This is a genomic window from Mesorhizobium sp. M1C.F.Ca.ET.210.01.1.1, assembly GCF_004791585.1.
In the GTDB taxonomy this organism is placed as follows: Bacteria; Pseudomonadota; Alphaproteobacteria; order Rhizobiales; family Rhizobiaceae; genus Mesorhizobium.
In genome coordinates this window covers 1-17722 of the sequence record NZ_SRUU01000022.1, presented here as the reverse complement: position 1 = coordinate 17722, position 17722 = coordinate 1, and the positions used below count along the sequence as shown (strand labels likewise).

At 64.0% G+C, this 17722-nt stretch carries 20 protein-coding genes and 1 pseudogene; 12 read left to right on the top strand and 9 right to left on the bottom strand.

The features are described from left to right. Window positions 1-3 precede the first annotated feature (3 nt). Both EN853_RS22495 and EN853_RS22490 read right to left on the bottom strand, forming a co-directional pair. A complete protein-coding gene (locus EN853_RS22495; protein WP_127861625.1) occupies window positions 4-921 on the bottom strand; it encodes a lysylphosphatidylglycerol synthase domain-containing protein in 918 nt (305 codons plus the stop codon). A gap of 151 nt (window positions 922-1072) precedes the next feature. Continuing rightward, window positions 1073-2686, bottom strand: coding sequence for a glycosyltransferase family 39 protein (locus EN853_RS22490; RefSeq protein ID WP_127861626.1), 1614 nt, complete (start codon window positions 2684-2686; stop codon window positions 1073-1075). A gap of 284 nt (window positions 2687-2970) precedes the next feature. Between EN853_RS22490 and EN853_RS22485 the strand changes: the two genes are divergently transcribed. After that, window positions 2971-3567 (top strand): DUF995 domain-containing protein, encoded by a 597-nt coding sequence (locus tag EN853_RS22485; protein ID WP_167524567.1) that lies wholly within the window; start codon window positions 2971-2973, stop codon window positions 3565-3567. 150 nt (window positions 3568-3717) lie between these two features. Here the strand turns inward: EN853_RS22485 and galE are convergent, their stop codons facing one another. The 4 genes from galE to EN853_RS22465 all read right to left on the bottom strand — a co-directional run bounded on the left by galE (window position 3718) and on the right by EN853_RS22465 (window position 7515). Beyond that, the gene (gene galE / locus EN853_RS22480) at window positions 3718-4815 is read right to left on the bottom strand and encodes a UDP-glucose 4-epimerase GalE (protein ID WP_127861627.1); all 1098 of its coding nucleotides are present in this window, start codon (window positions 4813-4815) and stop codon (window positions 3718-3720) included. Next, window positions 4812-5873, bottom strand: a complete 1062-nt coding sequence (locus EN853_RS22475) for a UDP-glucuronic acid decarboxylase family protein (protein ID WP_127861628.1) — start codon at window positions 5871-5873, stop codon at window positions 4812-4814. The genes galE and EN853_RS22475 overlap by 4 nt, the downstream gene beginning before the upstream one ends. Before the next feature lie 533 nt (window positions 5874-6406). After that, window positions 6407-6763: a hypothetical protein gene (locus tag EN853_RS22470; RefSeq protein WP_127861629.1), complete on the bottom strand. Its 357-nt coding sequence runs from the start codon at window positions 6761-6763 to the stop codon at window positions 6407-6409. A gap of 284 nt (window positions 6764-7047) precedes the next feature. After that, window positions 7048-7515: a carboxymuconolactone decarboxylase family protein gene (locus tag EN853_RS22465; RefSeq protein WP_127861630.1), complete on the bottom strand. Its 468-nt coding sequence runs from the start codon at window positions 7513-7515 to the stop codon at window positions 7048-7050. 85 nt (window positions 7516-7600) lie between these two features. Here EN853_RS22465 and EN853_RS22460 point away from each other — a divergent pair, with 85 nt between their 5' ends. The 4 genes from EN853_RS22460 (at window position 7601) to EN853_RS22445 (ending at window position 10489) form a co-directional block, all read left to right on the top strand. Next, window positions 7601-8299 carry a TetR/AcrR family transcriptional regulator gene (locus EN853_RS22460; protein WP_127861631.1) on the top strand — a complete coding sequence of 233 codons (699 nt, stop codon included), beginning with the start codon at window positions 7601-7603 and terminating at the stop codon, window positions 8297-8299. 11 nt (window positions 8300-8310) lie between these two features. Then, window positions 8311-8934, top strand: a complete 624-nt coding sequence (locus tag EN853_RS22455; protein WP_127861632.1) for a hypothetical protein — start codon at window positions 8311-8313, stop codon at window positions 8932-8934. A 7-nt stretch (window positions 8935-8941) separates the two neighbouring features. Continuing rightward, window positions 8942-9790: a 23S rRNA (adenine(2030)-N(6))-methyltransferase RlmJ gene (locus EN853_RS22450; protein WP_127861633.1), complete on the top strand. Its 849-nt coding sequence runs from the start codon at window positions 8942-8944 to the stop codon at window positions 9788-9790. A gap of 291 nt (window positions 9791-10081) precedes the next feature. Then, the gene (locus tag EN853_RS22445; RefSeq protein ID WP_127861634.1) at window positions 10082-10489 is read left to right on the top strand and encodes a VOC family protein; all 408 of its coding nucleotides are present in this window, start codon (window positions 10082-10084) and stop codon (window positions 10487-10489) included. Window positions 10490-10497: 8 nt separating this feature from the next. On the opposite strand, the gene EN853_RS22440 is transcribed toward EN853_RS22445, so the two are convergent. Continuing rightward, window positions 10498-11268, bottom strand: a complete 771-nt coding sequence (locus tag EN853_RS22440; protein ID WP_245517151.1) for a helix-turn-helix domain-containing protein — start codon at window positions 11266-11268, stop codon at window positions 10498-10500. 170 nt (window positions 11269-11438) lie between these two features. Here EN853_RS22440 and EN853_RS22435 point away from each other — a divergent pair, with 170 nt between their 5' ends. The 4 genes from EN853_RS22435 (at window position 11439) to EN853_RS22420 (ending at window position 14641) form a co-directional block, all read left to right on the top strand. Continuing rightward, complete coding sequence (locus EN853_RS22435; protein ID WP_127861635.1) at window positions 11439-11861, top strand: VOC family protein; 423 nt, start codon at window positions 11439-11441, stop codon at window positions 11859-11861. Between the two features lie 22 nt (window positions 11862-11883). Then, on the top strand, window positions 11884-12246 hold the full coding sequence (locus EN853_RS22430) for a DoxX family membrane protein (RefSeq protein WP_127861636.1): 363 nt from the start codon (window positions 11884-11886) through the stop codon (window positions 12244-12246). A 110-nt stretch (window positions 12247-12356) separates the two neighbouring features. After that, complete coding sequence (locus tag EN853_RS22425; RefSeq protein ID WP_127861637.1) at window positions 12357-12809, top strand: hypothetical protein; 453 nt, start codon at window positions 12357-12359, stop codon at window positions 12807-12809. Window positions 12810-13087: 278 nt separating this feature from the next. After that, the gene (locus tag EN853_RS22420; RefSeq protein ID WP_127861638.1) at window positions 13088-14641 is read left to right on the top strand and encodes an FAD-dependent monooxygenase; all 1554 of its coding nucleotides are present in this window, start codon (window positions 13088-13090) and stop codon (window positions 14639-14641) included. A gap of 8 nt (window positions 14642-14649) precedes the next feature. On the opposite strand, the gene EN853_RS22415 is transcribed toward EN853_RS22420, so the two are convergent. After that, entirely contained in the window at window positions 14650-15243 is a 594-nt protein-coding gene (locus EN853_RS22415; RefSeq protein ID WP_127861650.1) for a TetR/AcrR family transcriptional regulator, read from the bottom strand. A gap of 103 nt (window positions 15244-15346) precedes the next feature. Here EN853_RS22415 and EN853_RS22410 point away from each other — a divergent pair, with 103 nt between their 5' ends. The 3 genes from EN853_RS22410 (at window position 15347) to EN853_RS22400 (ending at window position 17539) form a co-directional block, all read left to right on the top strand. After that, on the top strand, window positions 15347-15892 hold the full coding sequence (locus tag EN853_RS22410) for a DinB family protein (protein ID WP_127861639.1): 546 nt from the start codon (window positions 15347-15349) through the stop codon (window positions 15890-15892). A 410-nt stretch (window positions 15893-16302) separates the two neighbouring features. Then, a complete protein-coding gene (locus EN853_RS22405) occupies window positions 16303-16665 on the top strand; it encodes a histone (protein ID WP_127861640.1) in 363 nt (120 codons plus the stop codon). A 277-nt stretch (window positions 16666-16942) separates the two neighbouring features. Next, window positions 16943-17539, top strand: a complete 597-nt coding sequence (locus EN853_RS22400; protein ID WP_127861641.1) for a glutathione S-transferase — start codon at window positions 16943-16945, stop codon at window positions 17537-17539. Window positions 17540-17618: 79 nt separating this feature from the next. Here EN853_RS22400 and EN853_RS35330 read toward each other — a convergent pair. Then, a pseudogene (locus tag EN853_RS35330) lies at window positions 17619-17722 on the bottom strand (IS110 family transposase); the annotation flags it as partial.

Below are 17722 nucleotides of genomic sequence, written 5' to 3'. Positions count from 1 at the left end.
CGGTCATTTCCTTGCGGGTCCCGTGGCCGGATTCTCCGGCAGCGTCGATTTGGAGGGAAACAGCCAGGCGATCGCGCCGGTGGCGACGGCCGAGCAGAGGATGAAGAGATGCAGCGCCAGCGCCGCCTGCAGGCCGTCCTTCATGGCGATGCCGGAATAGAGCAGCGCCGCCGCGGCGCCCGCCTCGTAGGTGCCGAAACCGGCGACGCCCTGCACCGGCAGGATGGCAGCGGCCTCGGCCCCGACGGCGCCGGGGAAAGCGGTCTGGAAGGAGGTGCCGAGCAGCATGGCGAGCAGCCATCCTTGCACGGCAAGCTTCAGCGTCCAGTTGGCCACCGTCCACCACCAGCCGTAGCGGGAGCGCCCCGTCGCCTCGGTGAAGATGTCGCGCAGCTTGCCGAGCTTTGAGACGATGCTGCCGCGATGGGCCCAGTCATGCGGCGCGCGCGCCCAGCGCGGCAGGTACCAGGCGACGGCAATCAGCCCCGCGATGCCGGCTGCTCTCAGCGCCGGATGCAGGCCCGGCCACACCAGGCAGGCAAGCACGCCGACGACAAAGGCGTCCTGCAGCCTGAACCACAGGAGCGAAGCGCCGGCGCGCACCATCGAGATGCCGAATACCTGCCGCAAAAGCAGCGGGAAGGCGGTTTCGCCGCCGCGGAACGGCACCACGTTGATCATGGCGTTGTGGATCAGGATGACGCGCAGGCAGGCGCCGAAGCGGCCATTCACCTCGTCGCGGAACTCGTCGCAGACGCGCAGCGCGCGCAGCACATAAGTGACGAACAGCGAAAGCGTCACCGCCGCGAAGGCGCCGGGCGTGATGCTGGCGAAGGCATCGCCCACCATCTTCCAGCGCGAGTCGCTGGCAAGCCATGCCAGCAGCGCCAGGGTGACGATTATCGAGAATGCTTTTTTCAACCAGTTCTCCGCCGGCTTCCATCGCCGCGTCAGCGGCCGGGCCGCAACGTCCATCGCTACGCGGCCGTCCGCCGGCCGCCTGGCCCGCCGGTAGCCGCTGAAAGGCGAACCGCGTCCAGTCCATGGCCGAGCCTCGACAGGCGCGGCTCCCTCACGGGCGGGTGATCCTATAGACCAGCAGCGTGTCCGAATCCACAAGCTTGGTTGCGGTCTTGTCGAGGTAGTCGATCACCCCGTCATGATGTTCGACGAACAGACGGTCCCGTTTGTCGGCGGCGTTCTTGGCGGTGCCGAAATAATCCGCGCCCTGGGCGCGCAGATCCTCGAGCTGGGTGATCGCGGTGGCGTCGTCCTCGGCGAATTTCGACCATTCGACATCGCCGCCGCCGGGCGGGAACACCCAGCCGCGCGCCCGGCTGTAGTAGATCGCGACAGGGTCGCCGGCCTCCGGCGCGATGGCGACGACAAGCTCGCCGGGCTGGACGAGGCGCGCCAGCTCCTCGCCGAGCAGCTTGCCGTTCATGGCGAACGGCGCCTTCATCGTCTTGAGCAGCGGAACGGTCGAAAGCGCCAGGGCCAGGGCCGCGATGAAGGCCGAGCGCAGCATGACGGCGGGAGTAAGCGCTGTTCCGGTGCCGAGCGTCGCCAGCACCAGCGCACCGCGGCCGCAGAACATCGCCAGCGGCACGTTGAAGATGTGGTAATTCCATGGATTGGTTGTGATCTCGCGCGCCGCGGCGATATAGACGACCGCTGCCGCCGCGAGCCACACATAGGGAACGGCCGAAAGGGCGCGCTCGCTGGTCTCGGCAGGCTTCGGCGGCATCCAGAACCCGACGGCGATCAGCGCCATGAACGGATAGCCGTAGAACCACCAGACGGAGGTGTTCCAGACGGACTTCAGGTAGAAACTGTTCTTGAAGAATGTTGCGAAGCCGGAATCCCAGATATACCCGCTGCCCGCCACATGGTAGGGCGGGTAGGAGCGGCCGAGATAGATTGCCCAGCCGAAATAGGCGGCGATGACGGCGAGGCTAAGCAGTCCGGCCACGAACACCTTGGCCGCGAGCTTTCGTTTCCCGGCAACCAGCCAGCACACCATCAGGTAGAAGATGACCGCGCCGGCTGCGAGCCCGGGCGGCTTCGCCAGCGCGCCGAGCGTGAAGCTGAGGGTTGCCAGCGGCAGCAGCCATGCCTTGCCGCTGGTCCAGTATTTCGCGAACAGCCACACGCCGAGCGTCACCAACGCCAGCATCGAGGGATCGGGCAGGAACGAGCTGTCGATCATCACGGTGCCGGGCATCAACGCATAGGCGAGCGCCGTCGCGTGGGCATGCGCCTCGTCCCAGCAGAGCGCCGTCAGCCGATGCAGGGAAAACACGGTCACCATGCCGAAGGTCGCCGCCACCATCCGGCCGAACCAGTCGTGCCAGCCGAAGAGCTGATAGAGCAGGGCGGTGATATAGCTGACGATCTGGAACTCCCGCCCCTGATAGCTCGGTCCGGGGCCGGTCCAGCTCACCTCGGGAAAGAAGATGTTCCAGCTGCGCTGCTGGAAATTGTCGGCCATCATGGCAGTGCTTGTCTCGCGCCAGCTGAAGGCGTCGACAAGCGGCTGGGTGATGTTGTGAAACCGCGCGATCGCCGCCACCAGCAGGATGGCCAGCAGCATCATCGTATTGAGATCGATACGGATGCCAGCCACGGCTCGCCGGCCAGGCAGCGCCACGCCTTGCAGGTCGGCCGTTTCCGTATTGCCTGTCATCTGGAGCCGCCTCTTCCCAGCCCAAGCAGTGCGATCGCCAAACACTGCCAGAATATCACAAGATTGTAGTACCCACGGTTAAATAAGCGCTTGTAGTGATGTTTAGACTTGGACTCGGTTGACATCGCGCCTCGCGCGCTTGTTAATAGTTTCAAGGGTGCTGATCGCGGCGCAGCCGGGCTCACGAGTCCTGGCTTGCGACGGACCGGGGAAAGCCCCGAGTAATCTTCCAAACCATGGTTGCTCGGCCGGACCGTATCGGGGTCGAGTTGGGGGCTATTGGCATGCGTTCGCTTATCGACACGGCTGCTCGGACCACATTTCCATTTGAACCCGGCAGGACTGCACGCCGGCTTGCGGCGCGCGGCTGGCTGGTGCCGCTGCTCATCGCCTGCGGCCAACTCGCGTTTGGCGGCGCCGCCGATGCGGCCGCCGCGAAGAACAATGCTCCTGTCGAGGCGGCCGCAAAGCCCGAGACGGCGCCGACGGCGTTCGAATTGCAGCTTCTCTATGCCGACCGCACCTGGAACTGGAGGAACGGTGCCGCCTATTTCGGGCTGGACAGGCGGCTGCATGCCTGGACGGCCGGGGAAGACAAGGCCGTCGTCGGCGAAGGCCGTTGGCTGCTGACCGACACCGGCAAGATGTGCATGGAGCTTGCCTGGAGATCCAAGACCTACGCCACCAAGCCGAAACGCACCTGCTACAGCCACCGCATCGAGAGCGGCAACATCGAGCAGCGCAAGGATCCGGACGGCGAGTGGTACGATTTCAAGCACGCCAAGGACGATCCTGCAGACGAGCACCAGAAGTTCGAGGCCGGCAACACCAAGGGCGCGCAGTTCGACGAGACCCGCAAGCTGGTCGACAGCAAGGGTTAGAGCGGGACTTGCCCCGGAACACATGCTTCCGGCGCGCCGACAATTTCCGTTGAAAGCCGAACCGCTCCGACAGCCATCCATCCGAAAAGATGAGGCTCGCTGAGACAAGCCCTCAACCCCGCTCAGCGAGCCCGCGCCCCGACACATTACTCACGGGGACGACTGCCAGCCTTGCGGGCCGGCGTTTTTTTGTTGCACCCGCGCCGCGCGGCGCGCGCTTGCGCGTGAAACGGCGGCGGTCGCGTTGAAAGCTTTTGGCGTCGGGGTGGCAGCGAGCCCGAAGAAGGGCGCGGCCGTCCTGACGATGGTGTCGATGTCGGAAGCTTCCGCCACGAAGCCCAGTGTTTCGCGTGCAAGGCTGGGATCGGCGAAAAGTCCGGCCGGATCGCCGGGCCGCCGCGGTCTGTACGCGACCGGCACCGGGCGCGACGTGATGCGGCCGACCGCCTCGAGGATTTCCTTGATCGAGATGCCTTTGCCGGTGCCGAGATTGACCGACAGGCTGGCGCCGCCGGCCTCGAGATGCATCAGCGCCTTGAGATGCGCGCGGGCGAGGTCGCTGACATGAATGTAGTCGCGCACGCAGGTTCCGTCTGCCGTCTCGTAGTCGGTGCCGAAGACCTCGATCGCCTCGATCATGCCGGATGCCGCCATCAGCACGCGGGGAATGAGATGGGTTTCGGGCGTATGCCACTCGCCGAGCTCGCCTTCGGGATCGGCGCCGCAGGCGTTGAAGTAGCGAAGGATCGCGTAGTTCATTCCATAGGCCTCGGCACAGTCCCTGATGATCTCTTCGCCCATCAGCTTGCTGCGGCCATAGGGGCTGATCGGCCTTTGCGGGGAGGCCTCGCTCACCGGCAGCGCTTCCGGCACGCCGTAGGTTGCGCAGCTCGAGGAAAAGATCACCTTGTCGATGCCGTTCGCCCGCGCCGCATCCAGCACGGCGATCGTGCCGCCGACATTGGTCGAGTAGTAATCCGCCGGCGCGCTGACGGATTCGCCGACATAGGCAAGCGCGGCGAAATGGATGACCGCCCGCGGCCGGTAGGTGTCGATAGACCGCTGCAGCGCTTCGCGGTCGCGGATGTCGCCGACGACCAGCGGCCCCCAGCCGACGGCCTTCCGGTTGCCGCGGCTCAGATTGTCGTAGACCACCGGCAGGTAGCCTGCAGCCGACAAAAGCTTGCAGGTATGGCTGCCGATAAAGCCGGCGCCACCCGTCACCAGAACGGGCCGGCGGGTCGTCATGCCGTTGCCTCCCTGACGGCGGACGCGCGGATGCTGGGCGGGACGACGGACCGGCGGCAGCCCAGGAGCGCGTCGAAATGGGCCGTGGTATGGGCGAGCCCTTCGCTCAGCGCGACCTTCGGCTCCCAGCCGAGATGCTGCCTGGCAAAGGCGATGTCGGGCTTGCGCTGCCTGGGGTCATCGACCGGCAGCGGCCTGTGCACGATGCGCGAGCGTGAATTCGTATAGTCGATGACCATTTCGGCCAATTCCATGATGGTGAACTCGACCGGGTTGCCGAGATTGACCGGGTGCTGCGGGGCGACCTCGGCGTTCATCAGGCGCACGAAGCCTTCGATCAGGTCGTTGACGAAGCAGAAGGAGCGCGTCTGCGTGCCGCTGCCATAGACGGTGATGTCGTCGCCGCGCAGCGCCTGGACGATGAAGTTCGACACCACGCGGCCGTCGTCGGGCTGCATGCGCGGGCCATAGGTATTGAAGATGCGCGCGACGCGGATATCGATGCCGTATGTCCGCGAGTAGTCGAAAAACAGCGTCTCGGCCGAGCGCTTGCCCTCATCGTAGCAGGAGCGCGGCCCGTGCGTGTTGACATTGCCGAAGTAGCCCTCCGGCTGCGGATGCACCAGCGGATCGCCATAGACTTCCGAGGTCGAGGCCTGGAAGATCTTGGCATTGTGGCGCCTGGCGAGTTCCAAAAGGTTGATCGAGCCCAGCACGCTTGTCTTGAAAGTGTGGATCGGATTGGCCTGGTAGTGAGGCGGGGAGGCGGGGCAGGCGAGGTTGTAGATCTCGTCCACGGCGAAGTCCGCCGGCAACTCGTCGACGATGTCGTGCTTGATGCAGGTGAAGGAGGAGTCGCGCGCTATGCCTGCAAGATTGTATCTTTTGCCGGTGTGGAAATTGTCGAGCGCAATGACTTCATAGCCGTCGGCAAGCAGTCTTTCGCACAAATGCGAGCCCAGAAAACCCGCTCCGCCGGCAACCAGAGCGCGACCACGATCGAAGCCCCTGCGATGTGGCGTGCCGCCCAACTTCAACACCTTGACGACCCTGCTCATGGCTTCCCCACGCACACACACCACCGCTCCGGCCAGGACAACTGCGTTGCCCGACCAGATGAAACCACGGCGGCCTTCCGCACGCGCGAAAACCGCCATTGACCACAGTGTCTGTCTGAGTTCGCGGAGCTTTGCCGTACGGCTTATCTGCTGCCGATCAGCGTCCCTTTGCCCCTAAGTCGCGATCCACGAAAATGGTTGCCACCACCGCAGACTGCTCGCCCAAATTGCACACCCAACGCATATAAAAATATACTTGTGGGCAGCGTAGTCAACTAAATTAGCGTTTCGTTAACCCCACTTGTTCGTGAGCGGTTAATCATAATCGGTGTGAATTGGGCGCCTCTGTAGGTGATGGTCGTGATGTTGTGTCGCCTGCGCACACGCAATTGATAGGCGCGCATCAAGTCGGGCAGCCAGAGCCGGAGATGAAGGCATTGCCGGATTTCAAGACGTGAGAGAGCAGCGCGCAAGGAAAACATCTCGCGCCGGCGCCCGGCGTGCTTGGTATTATTGCAACGCCGGATCGAATATCAGATAGTTTGTGCCGAAAGCGGTCCAGCGCTTCTCTGGAAGCAATGCGATTGCTGTCCGAAGCCGCTCGGACTGCAGATATACGCGGCATTGCCGATATAGGGGTTGACGCTTACGCTGGTGACTGGCGCCGGCACGGTTCTCGTCTGCGCGACACGATTTGGTTTCAAGTGCATAAGAGCGGAACTGCCGCTCTGGGTTGCGCTGAACGAAGTCGGCTGTCCGAAATTGAAGTATTGACAACCAGAAACCGCAAGAATTGCGCCAAAAATCAGGAAGTTATAAAAAGATTTGCTGTACGGGAAGAGCTTTTTGCTATCTGAAGGCACGTTTTGTCTGTCATGAGCCATGAGCATCAAAAATCCCCTCGGGTGCGCGACGCGCCCTATGTTCGAATCATTGACCAGCTACCCGCCTCCAAGGACATTATGCAAACTTGGTTAATTTTAGCGATAGCTGTTTGAACGTGGGCGTTGGATTTTCAAAGCCTGGCGCAAGGGCGGTGCAGTGGCGCTCGCGGACCATTCACCGCCGCCGGTTGTCAGGTCTGGCGGGCGGCGATCATCGTGGTCCCAACAGCAAGCATGGCCCGCGAGCCCAGGGGCCATGCTTCTTGTCCATTGTGCTGCCGTGGCGGATATCACTCCCCGCCCATATCCTTCTTGAACTGGGCCATATCGACCTGCATGCCGTTGAAGATGGTGCTCCAGTGGCGGGTCAGCGCGGCCATGGCGACGGCCTCCTGGATCTCCTCGTCGGTGGCGCCGGCGCGTTTGGCGTTCTCCGTGTCCGACCAGACGCAATAGCTGCAGGGGATCTGCGCCGCGACCGCCAGCGAGATCAGCGACTTCACCTTGGGCGACAGCGCCGTCTTGTCGCTGAGCTCGATGGCCTTGACCTCGGCCCAGGCACCGGGCAGACCGGCTTTCGGGAACTGTTTCACGAAGCTCGGAACGCCACCCATCGTCGACTGGATGTCCTTGATGGCGGCGTCATAGTCGTCGGCGCTGGCCGGCGTGGTCAAGCTCGCGGTGAGCGCGACGGCGGCAAGCAGCGAGGCGGAACGGAGACAGGAATGCACGGTCGAGGCGACGCGAATGACAGACATGGTTTTCTCCTCTGGTTTTTGTTAGCCTTACGGTGTAAGGTGATATGGAAAATGAACCTTACAGTGTAAGCTGTCAAGCGGCGCCATGGACTCGTCGATCAAAAAAAAGCGAACACGCGGCCGGCTGTCCCGCGAGATGATCGAGGACGCCGCCTTCGAGGTGATCGAGCGGGAAGGGCTCTCCGGCTTTTCGATGCGCAAGCTTGCCGCCGCGCTCGGCTGCGAGGCGATGAGCATCTATCATCACTTCCCCTCGCAGGCGCATCTCTACGAGGCGCTGGTCGACCGGCAGATGAGTGGGCTTGTCGTTCCCGACGACGATAGCCTGCCCTGGCGCGAAAGGGTCCGCATCGGCATGCAGGAGTTCCGCCGCGTCGCCACCGAGCATCCGGCCTTCGCGCCGTTCATCGTCGTCTACCGCATGAACTCGCCGCCCTGTCTCGCCAAGCTGAACGCCATCATCGGCCTGTTCGAGGATGGTGGTTTCGGCCCCGAGCTCAGCGCCCGTCTTTTCCGCGCCGCCGGCTACTATCTGATGGGCGCGATCCTCGACGAGACCGCCGGCTACGCCAAAGGCCCGTCGGCGGTCACCACGGTCAGCGACGAGGATCTTGCGCGCGACTATTCCAGCGTCGTGACCGCCGGCGCTTTTTTTGGCGCAGCCGGCTTCGACAAGACTTTCGAGCTTGGCCTGGAAATGTTTCTGGACGAGATGGAGCGGCTCCGCGAAGCTGCCCGAAGCGAAGCCGCGCAAGGCGGTGATCGCGGCCGGAAAAGAAAATAGCCAAGGTTTCGATGCGCCTCCTCTCTGTCCTTCTTCTCATCGCTGGCGCCGGCATTGGCGTTCTCTATCCGTGGGTGATGAGCAATTTCTCCGGCCACGAGATCGGCACGTACCGTGTCTATGAGGGTGGCCGCTTCCGGCCGGTGACCGTTCAACTCAAGGCAAGCGACGCGCCCATCCGTGTGCTGGTCGACCTCACCGCGAAGGCCGAACGCGTTGCTTCGCAGCAGCGCACGGTGCTGACGCTGACCGCGGCAAGCGGAGGCCGCACGGCGATCGCCTCGACGCTCTCCTTCAACCACACCGACAATCCGCGCCAAGTGAGCCCGCAGCTGCCCGACAAGATGTTTCGCGACGAGGCCGGGGTGATCGAAGAGGTCTCGCCTGGCCCTTACGTCCTCACCGTCGGTCCGGGCGATGCCGACGGCATCGACATGCGCGCCGTCGATCTGGTCTTGCGCGCCGGCACCGGTTCGATCGACGAGAGGGCGCGGCCGGCGGGTTATGCGCTGATGGGCATCGGCCTTGTCGGGCTGATCCTCTCGCTGGTCTTCGGTCGCGGCGGCGGGCGTCCGCAGAACCCCAACTCCCAGCCGCCACCGCCGCGCTGGGGCCGCAGCGGCGCGCCGCGGTGAGGCCGGCATGAATTACCGCCATGCCTATCATGCCGGCAATTTCGCCGACGTCGTCAAGCACGCCGTGCTCAGCCGGCTGGTCGAGTATCTCAAGCAGAAGGACAAGGCCTTCCGCGTCGTCGACACCCACGCCGGCATCGGCCGCTACGATCTCGCCTCGGTCGAGGCCGGCAAGACGGGCGAGTGGCAAGGCGGCATCGGCCGGCTGTTCGAGGCCACGCTCGAGCCTCGGGCGGCAGCGCTCCTGCAGCCTTACCTGGAGGCCGTGCGCGCGGAAAATCCCGACGGCGACCTTCGCCGCTATCCCGGCTCGCCGCTGATCGTGCGCCACCTCATGCGCAAGCAGGACAGGCTGACGGCGATCGAATTGCACCCGCAAGACGCGGCACGGCTGAAAGCGGTTTTCACCGGCGATTTCCAGACGCGGGTAATTGAGCTCGACGGCTGGCTGGCGCTTGGCGCGCACCTGCCGCCGAAGGAGAAGCGCGGCCTGGTGCTCGTCGATCCGCCCTTCGAGGAGGAGGGCGAGTTCCCGCGCCTTGTCGAGAACCTGCGCCGCGCGCACCGGCGCTGGCCGGGCGGCATCTACGCGCTCTGGTATCCGATCAAGGACCGCAAGGCGGTCGCCGCCTTTCGCGCGGCGCTGAAGGAGACGGCCATTCCAAAACTGCTCGACATCGGCTTCGAGGTTCGGCCAACGTCGGCCGAGCCCAGCCTCGACGGCAGCGGCCTCGTGGTGGTCAACCCGCCCTTCACGCTGGAAGCCGAATTGAGGGTGCTGCTGCCGGCGCTGCACAAGCTGTTGGCTGTCGGCCAACCGTCACGCTGGACGCTGGACTGGCTGGCCGGGGAGTAAATTCTCCCTTTGTCAGGAGATGGCAGTGCTGTCGCGGTATCCGTTGACACCGCGTCGGCAAACCGATATTAGATATCTAATTATACGACTATCGAAATAAATTTCCGCCCTTGACGCATCCGCGGCGGCGGGTGGTTGTCGATTGCCTCAATGGAGGAGAAGGGCGTCCCCTGACATTTCTCGCCCCCGCCGTAACGAGGCGGGCAGCACCACCGGTCGACCCATAAGCCGCCCGCTCGGCCGCGCTTTAGAAGCTCTCCCAACCCAAAACCCCAGCCGCAAGGACTGCCGATGCCCAAGATGATCTTTGTCAATCTACCCGTCACGGACCTGGCTAAATCGATGGCCTTCTACAAATCGATCGGTTTTGAGAACAATCCCCAGTTCACTGACGAAACCGCCGCCTGCATGGTGTGGAGCGAGGCTATCAACGTCATGCTGCTCACCCACGACAAGTGGCGCCAGTTCACCACTCGGCCGATCGCGTCCCCCGGCGCCAGCGAGGTGATGATTGCGCTCTCCTGTGACGGCCGGGCCCAGGTCGACGCCATGAACGGTGCGGCCGCGAAGAATGGCGGCACGGCCGACGTCAATCCGGCGCAGGACCTCGGCTTCATGTACAACCGCAATCTCGCCGACCCGGATGGCCACATTTTCGAGGCGATGTGGATGGACATGTCGGCGATGCCGCAAGGCTAGCGGCGCTTCTACGGCGCGCCGCCCGCCAGCGCCGTCGGCGTGACGCCGGTCAGCCGCCGGCTCTCGCGGATCAGATGCGCCTGGTCGGCATAGCCGGCCTCGACGGCCAGCACGGCGGTCGAGGCATCTTCTGCTTTCTCGCGCAGGCGGCGGAAGCGGTGGAAGCGAAGGATGCGGTCGAGTGTCTTCGGGCCATAGCCGAAGGCGTCCTCGAAGCGCCGACGCAGCGTCCGCTCGCTCATATGCAGGTGGCGCTGCAGGAAGGGAACCAGCGGCGTTTCCGGCGGCAGCCCTTCATCGATGACGCCGAAGGCTCTGCCCATCAGCGGGTCGAGCACATCGCGCCCCTCTGTATGCGCGCCGATGATATTTTCCAGTTGCTGCACCATGGCGCCGAGGTCGGGCGCGGCCCTGACGCGGTCAGACAGCTCCCTGGAGCGCGTGCCCCAGAGCTCGCCAAGGTCGAGCCGTACGCCGACGATCTCGCTGGCCGGCACGCCGAGCCAGGCGGCGGCAGCTCCCGGCCGGAAGCGGAAGCCGACGATCACCGCTCCCGCGGGCGGCCTTTCGATCTGCGGCTCCTTGTCCGGTCCGGCGATGCGGAACCGGCCGTCGATCCACTGCAGGTCGATGGTCGCATCCGGCGTGATGACGATCGGCGGGGCGGCGTGACCGTCCAGGCGATGCACCCAGACCGCGGAGAAGGCGCCGGCCAGGCCTCGGCTCACGGGCCGCTCCCGAAAGAAGCCGGTGGTCTGCGCCAGGACCGGTTCCATCATTTCTCCGATCTGCTCCACCGGATCTGCGCGACGGTCATTTTGGCCGAAATCTTCAATGCCGGCCGCCTTGTCCGTGGCAAAACGAATGCAGCCTTACGGCGCTTCACGCGCTTCTATCAGACCGCGTCCGTTTCCGAATGTGGTCACGAATATAGAAAGGAGTGAGAGAAATGAAAGCTCGCATCACAGTCATCACGCTTGGCGTCGACGATCTCGAAGCCTCGCTCAAATTCTACCGCGACGGTCTCGGCCTGCCGACCGAAGGCATCATCGGCCGCGAGTTCGAGCACGGCGCCGTCGCTTTCTTCGAGCTCGCCGGCGGCCTGAAATTCGCGATCTTCGAGCGCTCGAGCATCGCCCACGACGCCACGGTGCCTGAGAGCGGCCGCAGCCCGACCGAGCTTACAATCGGCCACAATGTGGCGAGCGAGGCCGAGGTCGACGCGGCGATGGCCGAGGCAGTCAGGGCTGGCGCGCGCGTGGTCAAGCCGGCGCAAAAAACCTTCTGGGGCGGCTATGCCGGCTATTTCCAGGATCCCGACGATCACCTCTGGGAAGTCGTCTACAACCCCGCTTTCATCCCCAAGGATTGAGCAAAGCGCGCAGGAGGGCGACATGCCCATTGATACCATCCAGGCGATAGGCGCGCTTCTTATCGGCGGCGTGTTCGTTTTCGCCGGCATCGAGCACTTCCTGAAATTCAGCGCGATGCGCGACTATCTGGCGAGCCGGAAATTCCCGGCTCCCGACTTCATGCTTGCCGCTGGCTCGGCGCTCGAGATCGTCGCCGGCCTGATGCTCGCGCTCGGCCTTGCCGCGCCGTTGGCCGCCGGTGCGCTGGTTGTGTTCACGCTGGCGACGAATGTCATGCTGCTGCGCTTCTGGGGCTGCGAGGAGCCGGAGCGGCAGGTGCTGCGCAATGCCTTCCTGATCAACGTCGCCGTCGTCGGCGGTCTGCTGGTGGCGGGAACGGTCTGACGACCGGACCGCATCTGCAACGATCATTTGGGAAACCATTGTCTTCACAACCGCTTGACCGTCGCCGAGCGAATCCGCACAGTGCGCGCAATCGACCTTGAGAGGCTGTCATGACTCGATTCGCCCATTCCGCCCTTGCCGCGCTGATTTCGCTGCTGGCGCCGCTCGGCACCTCGCTTGGCTTCACCCAGGCGGCGCACGCCGCTGACTTGGGCGTCTACACGGAGGACGACGGCGGCGTCTGCGGCGAGGCCTGGGTGCTGAACAAGATCACCGACCGCTTCGCCTACCAGGTCAGGCACGTGCCGCATCTGCCCGATGTCGCGATCACCGACTTCCATCGCATCCACCAGCACCGCTACCTGCCGGCCAGCGACGAATGGCCGATCGGCCGCCGCTATTGCGGCGCCACCGTCAGCCTGTCTGACGGCCGCGACCGCATCATCTGGTACCTTATCGAGGAAGGCCAGGGCTTTGCCTCGATCGGCGACAATGTCGAGTTCTGCGTCTCGGGCTTCGACCGCTGGATGGTCTATAACGGCCGCTGCCGCGTGCTCAGATAAAATCGGCCCGGGTTCCAAACTGGGACAACAGCTTATTGCCACAGTTGCACCCGTGTGCGTTGCAAAGCAAGCGGCGCAGCGCTATATGGCCCATGTCGGAAAAGGCAGACTTGGTCTGGTAAGCCCAAGTCCTTTCGGTAACGAAAGCTCTGGTCTTTGGCCTCGTGCAGGAGATCCCCACGACGAACATCGGACGCCGTTCGGGCGCCCAATCGTTCGTCCGTGCGGCTCTCGAATGTGGGGAACGCTCCGGTCGAACATCGACAAAGGAGCAGTTCATGCACAATCGCCACCCCTCTCTCTATGATGTCGTCATTTCCGGCGCCGGCCCTGTCGGCCTGTTTCTCGCCTGCGAGCTGCGTCTCGCGGGCCTCTCCGTGCTGGTGCTGGAACAGGCACAGGATCCGCGTTCGCCTCTCAAACGGCTTCCATTCGGAATGCGCGGCCTCTCGGCACCTACCCTCGAAGCCCTCTACCGTCGAGGGCTGCTGAACGACGTCGCTGCGCCGCAGCCTGCGAAAAATGGCGCAGGCGCCCGCAGCGTCGCGGCCGCCGCGCACTGGATGCAGCAAGCGCGCCGGCCAGCCGGCCATTTCGCCGGCATTCAGTTTTACCATGACGACATCGACACCTCGAAGTGGCTGTATCGCCTGCCAAGCCCGGCCGGCACCAGCTTGGCAATCGAGATGGAATCCCTCGAGGGCGTGTTGGCAGCACGCGCAAACACCATGGGCGCCGAGATCAGGCGCGGCTTTGGCGTCGAGGAATTCGATCAGTCCGATAACGACGTGACCATCCACGCCGGCGGCGAGACCTTCCACGGCCGCTGGCTTGTCGGTTGCGACGGCGGCCGCAGCATGGTGCGCAAGGCCGGCGGCTTCGAGTTTACCGGCACCGAGCCGGAGTTCACGGGCTATTCCGTCGAAGTCGAGATGGCTGATCCTGATAAGCTTCGCCTCGGCCGCCACTACACCCCGACGGGCATGTATACCTTTTCGAAGCCCGGGACGATCGCGATGGTCGAGTTCGATGGCGGCGCATTCCATCGGAGCCCGCCGCTTACGCCGGAGCACGCACAAGCGGTGCTGCGCCGTGTTTCCGGGACCGACGTCACCGTGACCGCTCTTCGGCTTGGCACAACCTGGACGGATCGCGCTTTTCAGGCGACGACCTATCGCAACGGGCGGGTGCTGCTCGCCGGCGATGCGGCGCATATCCATTCGCCATTGGGTGGTCAGGGCCTCAACCTCGGGCTCGGCGACGCGATGAACCTTGGATGGAAGCTTGCCGCCACCATCCGCGGCGATGCGCCGGCCGACCTGCTCGACACCTATTCGAGCGAGCGGCATCCGGTGGGTGCGCAGGTCCTTGACTGGTCGCGCGCTCAGGTCGCGCTGATGCGACCGACCCGCAGCACACGCGCTCTCGAAGCTGTCATCCGCGATCTCATCGACACCCGCGATGGCGCGACCTATTTCGCCGAGCGCGTGTGGGGCGTCTCGCTTCGCTATGACCTCGATGGCGACCACCCGCTGATTGGCCGCAGCGTTCCTGATTTCGAACTGGCTGACGGGACGAAGATCGGCGATCTGCTGAGGACAGGTAAGGGTCTCTTGCTGGACTTCGAATCCCGCGCTTCGCTTCGGGCGCTCGGCAGCCGCTGGAGTGGACGGATCGCCTATGTCGCCGGCGAGGCCAAGGACCGGTTGGCCTTGAGCGCCATGCTGGTGCGCCCCGATGGTTTCGTTGCCTGGGCCAGTGAGGGCGCCGCTGACCATGAGGAAATCTTTAGGGCAGGCTCACGCTGGTTCGGCGAACTTGATGCGACTTGAGTCCGCCGTCACGCCCGCGCGCCCTGGCCGGACAGATAGGCGCAGATCAGCTCGCCGAGCTGCTTCTGCAGTTCCGGCGCATCGAGCATGTTGCGGCGCGCCGCGTTGTGGATGACGCCCTCGATGGCGGAGGAGAGCACCCGCGCCATCGTCTCGGTATCCTTCTTGCGCCGGCGGTATTGCGCGACCGCCGATGCATAGTGCTCCAGATAGCGGGCCTGGAACGAGGCATGCGCGGCACGCGAGCCGCGGTCGCCCGGCGCCTCGTCGAGCAGCACCTGATGCAGCGTCGGGTGGACGCTGTGCGCGGCGATCATGCCGCGCACCAGCTCGCGCGCGAATTGCCGGAGCGGCTTCTCCTCGGCAGCGGCTTCGCGGATGACCGACAGCACATGGTCGAAATGGCGGCGCCGGATTGCATCGACCAGGGCGAGCTTGTCGGGAAAATACTGATAGAGCGAGCCGATGCTCACCCCCGCGGCCTCGGCCACCTTGTTGGTGCTGAAGCCCGCCCAGCCGATCTCGCTCAGAACGCGAGCACCTGCATCAATTATTGCCTCGACGGTGGCGACCGAGCGCGCCTGGCGCGGCTCCTTGCGCATGCGCGCGGCTGGCTTGGCAATGCGAGTAGACATCCTGGCCGGGTCTCCCGAGAATATAAACAAGATACTCACATTCACATCGAGTGCAAACGGGAGCCGGAAGATGAGCACCTCGACCTTGCTGCGCAGCCTGCTTGTCTATCAGGCCTGGGCCAACGATGAATTGTTGGAAAAGCTCGCCAGTATCGAACCGCGCCGCAACGGCAAGGAACGCCACGCCGCGTTGAGGCTGATGAACCACATCCATGTCGTGTCGCAGATCTTTGCGGCGCATCTCGCCGGCGTTGCCCACGGTTATGCAAGCGACAACACCGACGATACGCCGGAGCCCGCGCAACTGCGCGCCGCGATGACGGAGAGCGACCGCTGGTATCTCGACTATCTCGAAACCGTTTCGGAGCAACGGCTTGCGGAGCCGGTAGCCTTCGTCTTCACCGACGGCGACAACGGCTGCTTGACCAGACAGGAGATGCTGACCCATGTCGTCCTGCACGGCAGCTATCACCGCGGCGAGATCGGCCGCATGCTGGCCGCCGTCGCGGTCCCGCCACCCTGGGACACCTATGCCGTTCACCTGCACCGGGCCGATCCATCGCGCCGCCTGTATCGGGAGCGAGAGCAGCTCGATGCCTCGAATTGCAGCTCTTGAATGCGAGCGATAGGCTCGCTTTCCAGAAGGCAAGCTTTGCCGCCTCGCTGCTCGGGTACTGCTTCGCCGTGGCCTGTAGATATTTCCGTTGGACAAGATGAGGCGCGCGATTTGGCCTATGTTGGCCATTATGAGCAATGCGCTCACATTCTACACTCTGCGCGGTGCCAAGACGTCAGGATGATCCGACGATAGAGGACGTCGGGAATTCTCGACGGCGCGGTTTCACTTCGACGGACAAAGATTCGTTGTCGATTTTTGCGTCGATACCCTTGTCAGAGCGGCTAACGTAACCAAAATTCAATAACTGAAATTCATTGTGTTGCTTCGCTGGCTAGATAGCCGCGAGTCAGATATGCATGAGCACGCCGGGTCACTCACGACCTTCGGCAAAACGCAAGGGGCATCGCATGGCAAAGACGACAACCAAGGCGCCGGCGGCGAAAGCGCCGGCAAAGAAAGCGGCACCGAAAGCTGCCGCGAAACCCGCAGCAGTGAAGAAGGCAGCACCGAAGGCAGCCGCCAAGGCTCCGGCCAAGGCCGCGGCGAAACCCGCCGCCAAGAAGCCGGCCGCAAAGGCAGCAGCTAAGCCCGCCGCCAAGGCAGCAGCGAAGCCCGCCGCCAAGGCAGCGGCGAAGCCTGCCGCCAAGAAGCCGGCAGCGAAGGCTGCAGCCAAGCCCGCCGCCAAGGCGCCGATGAAAGCGGCAGCCGCCAAGTCGACGGCAGCCGTGAAGAAGGCAGCGCCTGCCAAGAAGGCGCCGGCCAAGAAGTAATCGCGTAGCTCCGCTCGCGACAAGGAATGGGTGAGGGCGGGCGCCGTGGGCGCCCCTCTTGCCAGTTCGGCGTCACAGCGAGCGAAGCGGATCGGCAAACGCCTTTCCTGAAAGCTCCTGGAAATTTGCCGTCCGGCAAACTTCCGGGAGCTTTTTTGTTGTCTGGCTCTCGGCAGCTTTGTTGTCGAAGCATTGGCTATTCGGTTTCTCGGTGCTGGCCGTTGCTCTGGCAAGAGCATTCGGTCAACAGTGCGCGCGGACAATCAGGAACCCGATCATGCCGAAGCTGCTCTACGCCTCCACGTCTCCCTACAGCTCGAAGGTCCGCATGGCGGCCGCCTATGCCGGCATCGCCATCGACCTCGTGCCGGTCAAGACGGAGGACAAGCCGGCGGAATTGATAGCAGCCAATCCGCTCGGCAAGATCCCGGTGCTGGTGCTGGAGGACGGCCGCACGGTCCATGACAGCCGCGCCATCACCCAGCATCTCAACCGGCTGTCGAAGAACGCGCTGTTTCCGCGCAATCCCGACAAGCGGCTCGAGGCCGAAGTACTGGAGGCGCTGGCCGACGGCATCTGCGACTGCGCGCTGTCGATGGTCTATGAGCGGCGCACGCGCCCGGACACCATGGTCTATCAGCCCTGGCTCGACCGGCAGTGGACGAAGATCACCACGGCGCTCGATTTGCTCAACGCCAATCCGCCGAAGCTGCCGAAGAAGATCACCGCCGGCCAGATGGCGCTGCGTGCCACACTCGGCTATCTCGCGCTGCGCTTCGGCGGCCAGTGGGAAAAGGGCCGCGGCCGGCTCGTCCGCTGGGCTGCGCGCTTCGACGAGAAGTTCCCGGAGCTGAAGGGCTGTGTGCCGGGGTGAAGGCGCCTCTCCTTCCCCCCTTGTGAGAGAAGGTGGATCGGCGCGCACCGCCGAGACGGATGAGCGACTATCTGAGGTGTCAAGTTGCATTTGCGAACTCGCTGCGCGCGTCGCGTGCTTTTGCATTGAGAATGACGAGCAGCTTGCGGGCGAGCGCGATACGGATGACCATTTTCTCCTTGC

What these genes read in the sequence shown, in the direction of transcription:
- EN853_RS22490 (WP_127861626.1), bottom strand. Translation starts at nt 2,686, where the DNA reads ATGACAGGCAATACGGAAACGGCCGACCTGCAAGGCGTGGCGCTGCCT.
- EN853_RS22485 (WP_167524567.1), top strand. Translation starts at nt 2,971, where the DNA reads ATGCGTTCGCTTATCGACACGGCTGCTCGGACCACATTTCCATTTGAA.
- galE (WP_127861627.1), bottom strand. Translation starts at nt 4,815, where the DNA reads ATGACGACCCGCCGGCCCGTTCTGGTGACGGGTGGCGCCGGCTTTATC.
- EN853_RS22475 (WP_127861628.1), bottom strand. Translation starts at nt 5,873, where the DNA reads ATGAGCAGGGTCGTCAAGGTGTTGAAGTTGGGCGGCACGCCACATCGC.
- EN853_RS22470 (WP_127861629.1), bottom strand. Translation starts at nt 6,763, where the DNA reads ATGCTCATGGCTCATGACAGACAAAACGTGCCTTCAGATAGCAAAAAG.
- EN853_RS22465 (WP_127861630.1), bottom strand. Translation starts at nt 7,515, where the DNA reads ATGTCTGTCATTCGCGTCGCCTCGACCGTGCATTCCTGTCTCCGTTCC.
- EN853_RS22460 (WP_127861631.1), top strand. Translation starts at nt 7,601, where the DNA reads ATGGACTCGTCGATCAAAAAAAAGCGAACACGCGGCCGGCTGTCCCGC.
- EN853_RS22455 (WP_127861632.1), top strand. Translation starts at nt 8,311, where the DNA reads ATGCGCCTCCTCTCTGTCCTTCTTCTCATCGCTGGCGCCGGCATTGGC.
- EN853_RS22450 (WP_127861633.1), top strand. Translation starts at nt 8,942, where the DNA reads ATGAATTACCGCCATGCCTATCATGCCGGCAATTTCGCCGACGTCGTC.
- EN853_RS22445 (WP_127861634.1), top strand. Translation starts at nt 10,082, where the DNA reads ATGCCCAAGATGATCTTTGTCAATCTACCCGTCACGGACCTGGCTAAA.
- EN853_RS22440 (WP_245517151.1), bottom strand. Translation starts at nt 11,268, where the DNA reads ATGATGGAACCGGTCCTGGCGCAGACCACCGGCTTCTTTCGGGAGCGG.
- EN853_RS22435 (WP_127861635.1), top strand. Translation starts at nt 11,439, where the DNA reads ATGAAAGCTCGCATCACAGTCATCACGCTTGGCGTCGACGATCTCGAA.
- EN853_RS22430 (WP_127861636.1), top strand. Translation starts at nt 11,884, where the DNA reads ATGCCCATTGATACCATCCAGGCGATAGGCGCGCTTCTTATCGGCGGC.
- EN853_RS22425 (WP_127861637.1), top strand. Translation starts at nt 12,357, where the DNA reads ATGACTCGATTCGCCCATTCCGCCCTTGCCGCGCTGATTTCGCTGCTG.
- EN853_RS22420 (WP_127861638.1), top strand. Translation starts at nt 13,088, where the DNA reads ATGCACAATCGCCACCCCTCTCTCTATGATGTCGTCATTTCCGGCGCC.
- EN853_RS22415 (WP_127861650.1), bottom strand. Translation starts at nt 15,243, where the DNA reads ATGCGCAAGGAGCCGCGCCAGGCGCGCTCGGTCGCCACCGTCGAGGCA.
- EN853_RS22410 (WP_127861639.1), top strand. Translation starts at nt 15,347, where the DNA reads ATGAGCACCTCGACCTTGCTGCGCAGCCTGCTTGTCTATCAGGCCTGG.
- EN853_RS22405 (WP_127861640.1), top strand. Translation starts at nt 16,303, where the DNA reads ATGGCAAAGACGACAACCAAGGCGCCGGCGGCGAAAGCGCCGGCAAAG.
- EN853_RS22400 (WP_127861641.1), top strand. Translation starts at nt 16,943, where the DNA reads ATGCCGAAGCTGCTCTACGCCTCCACGTCTCCCTACAGCTCGAAGGTC.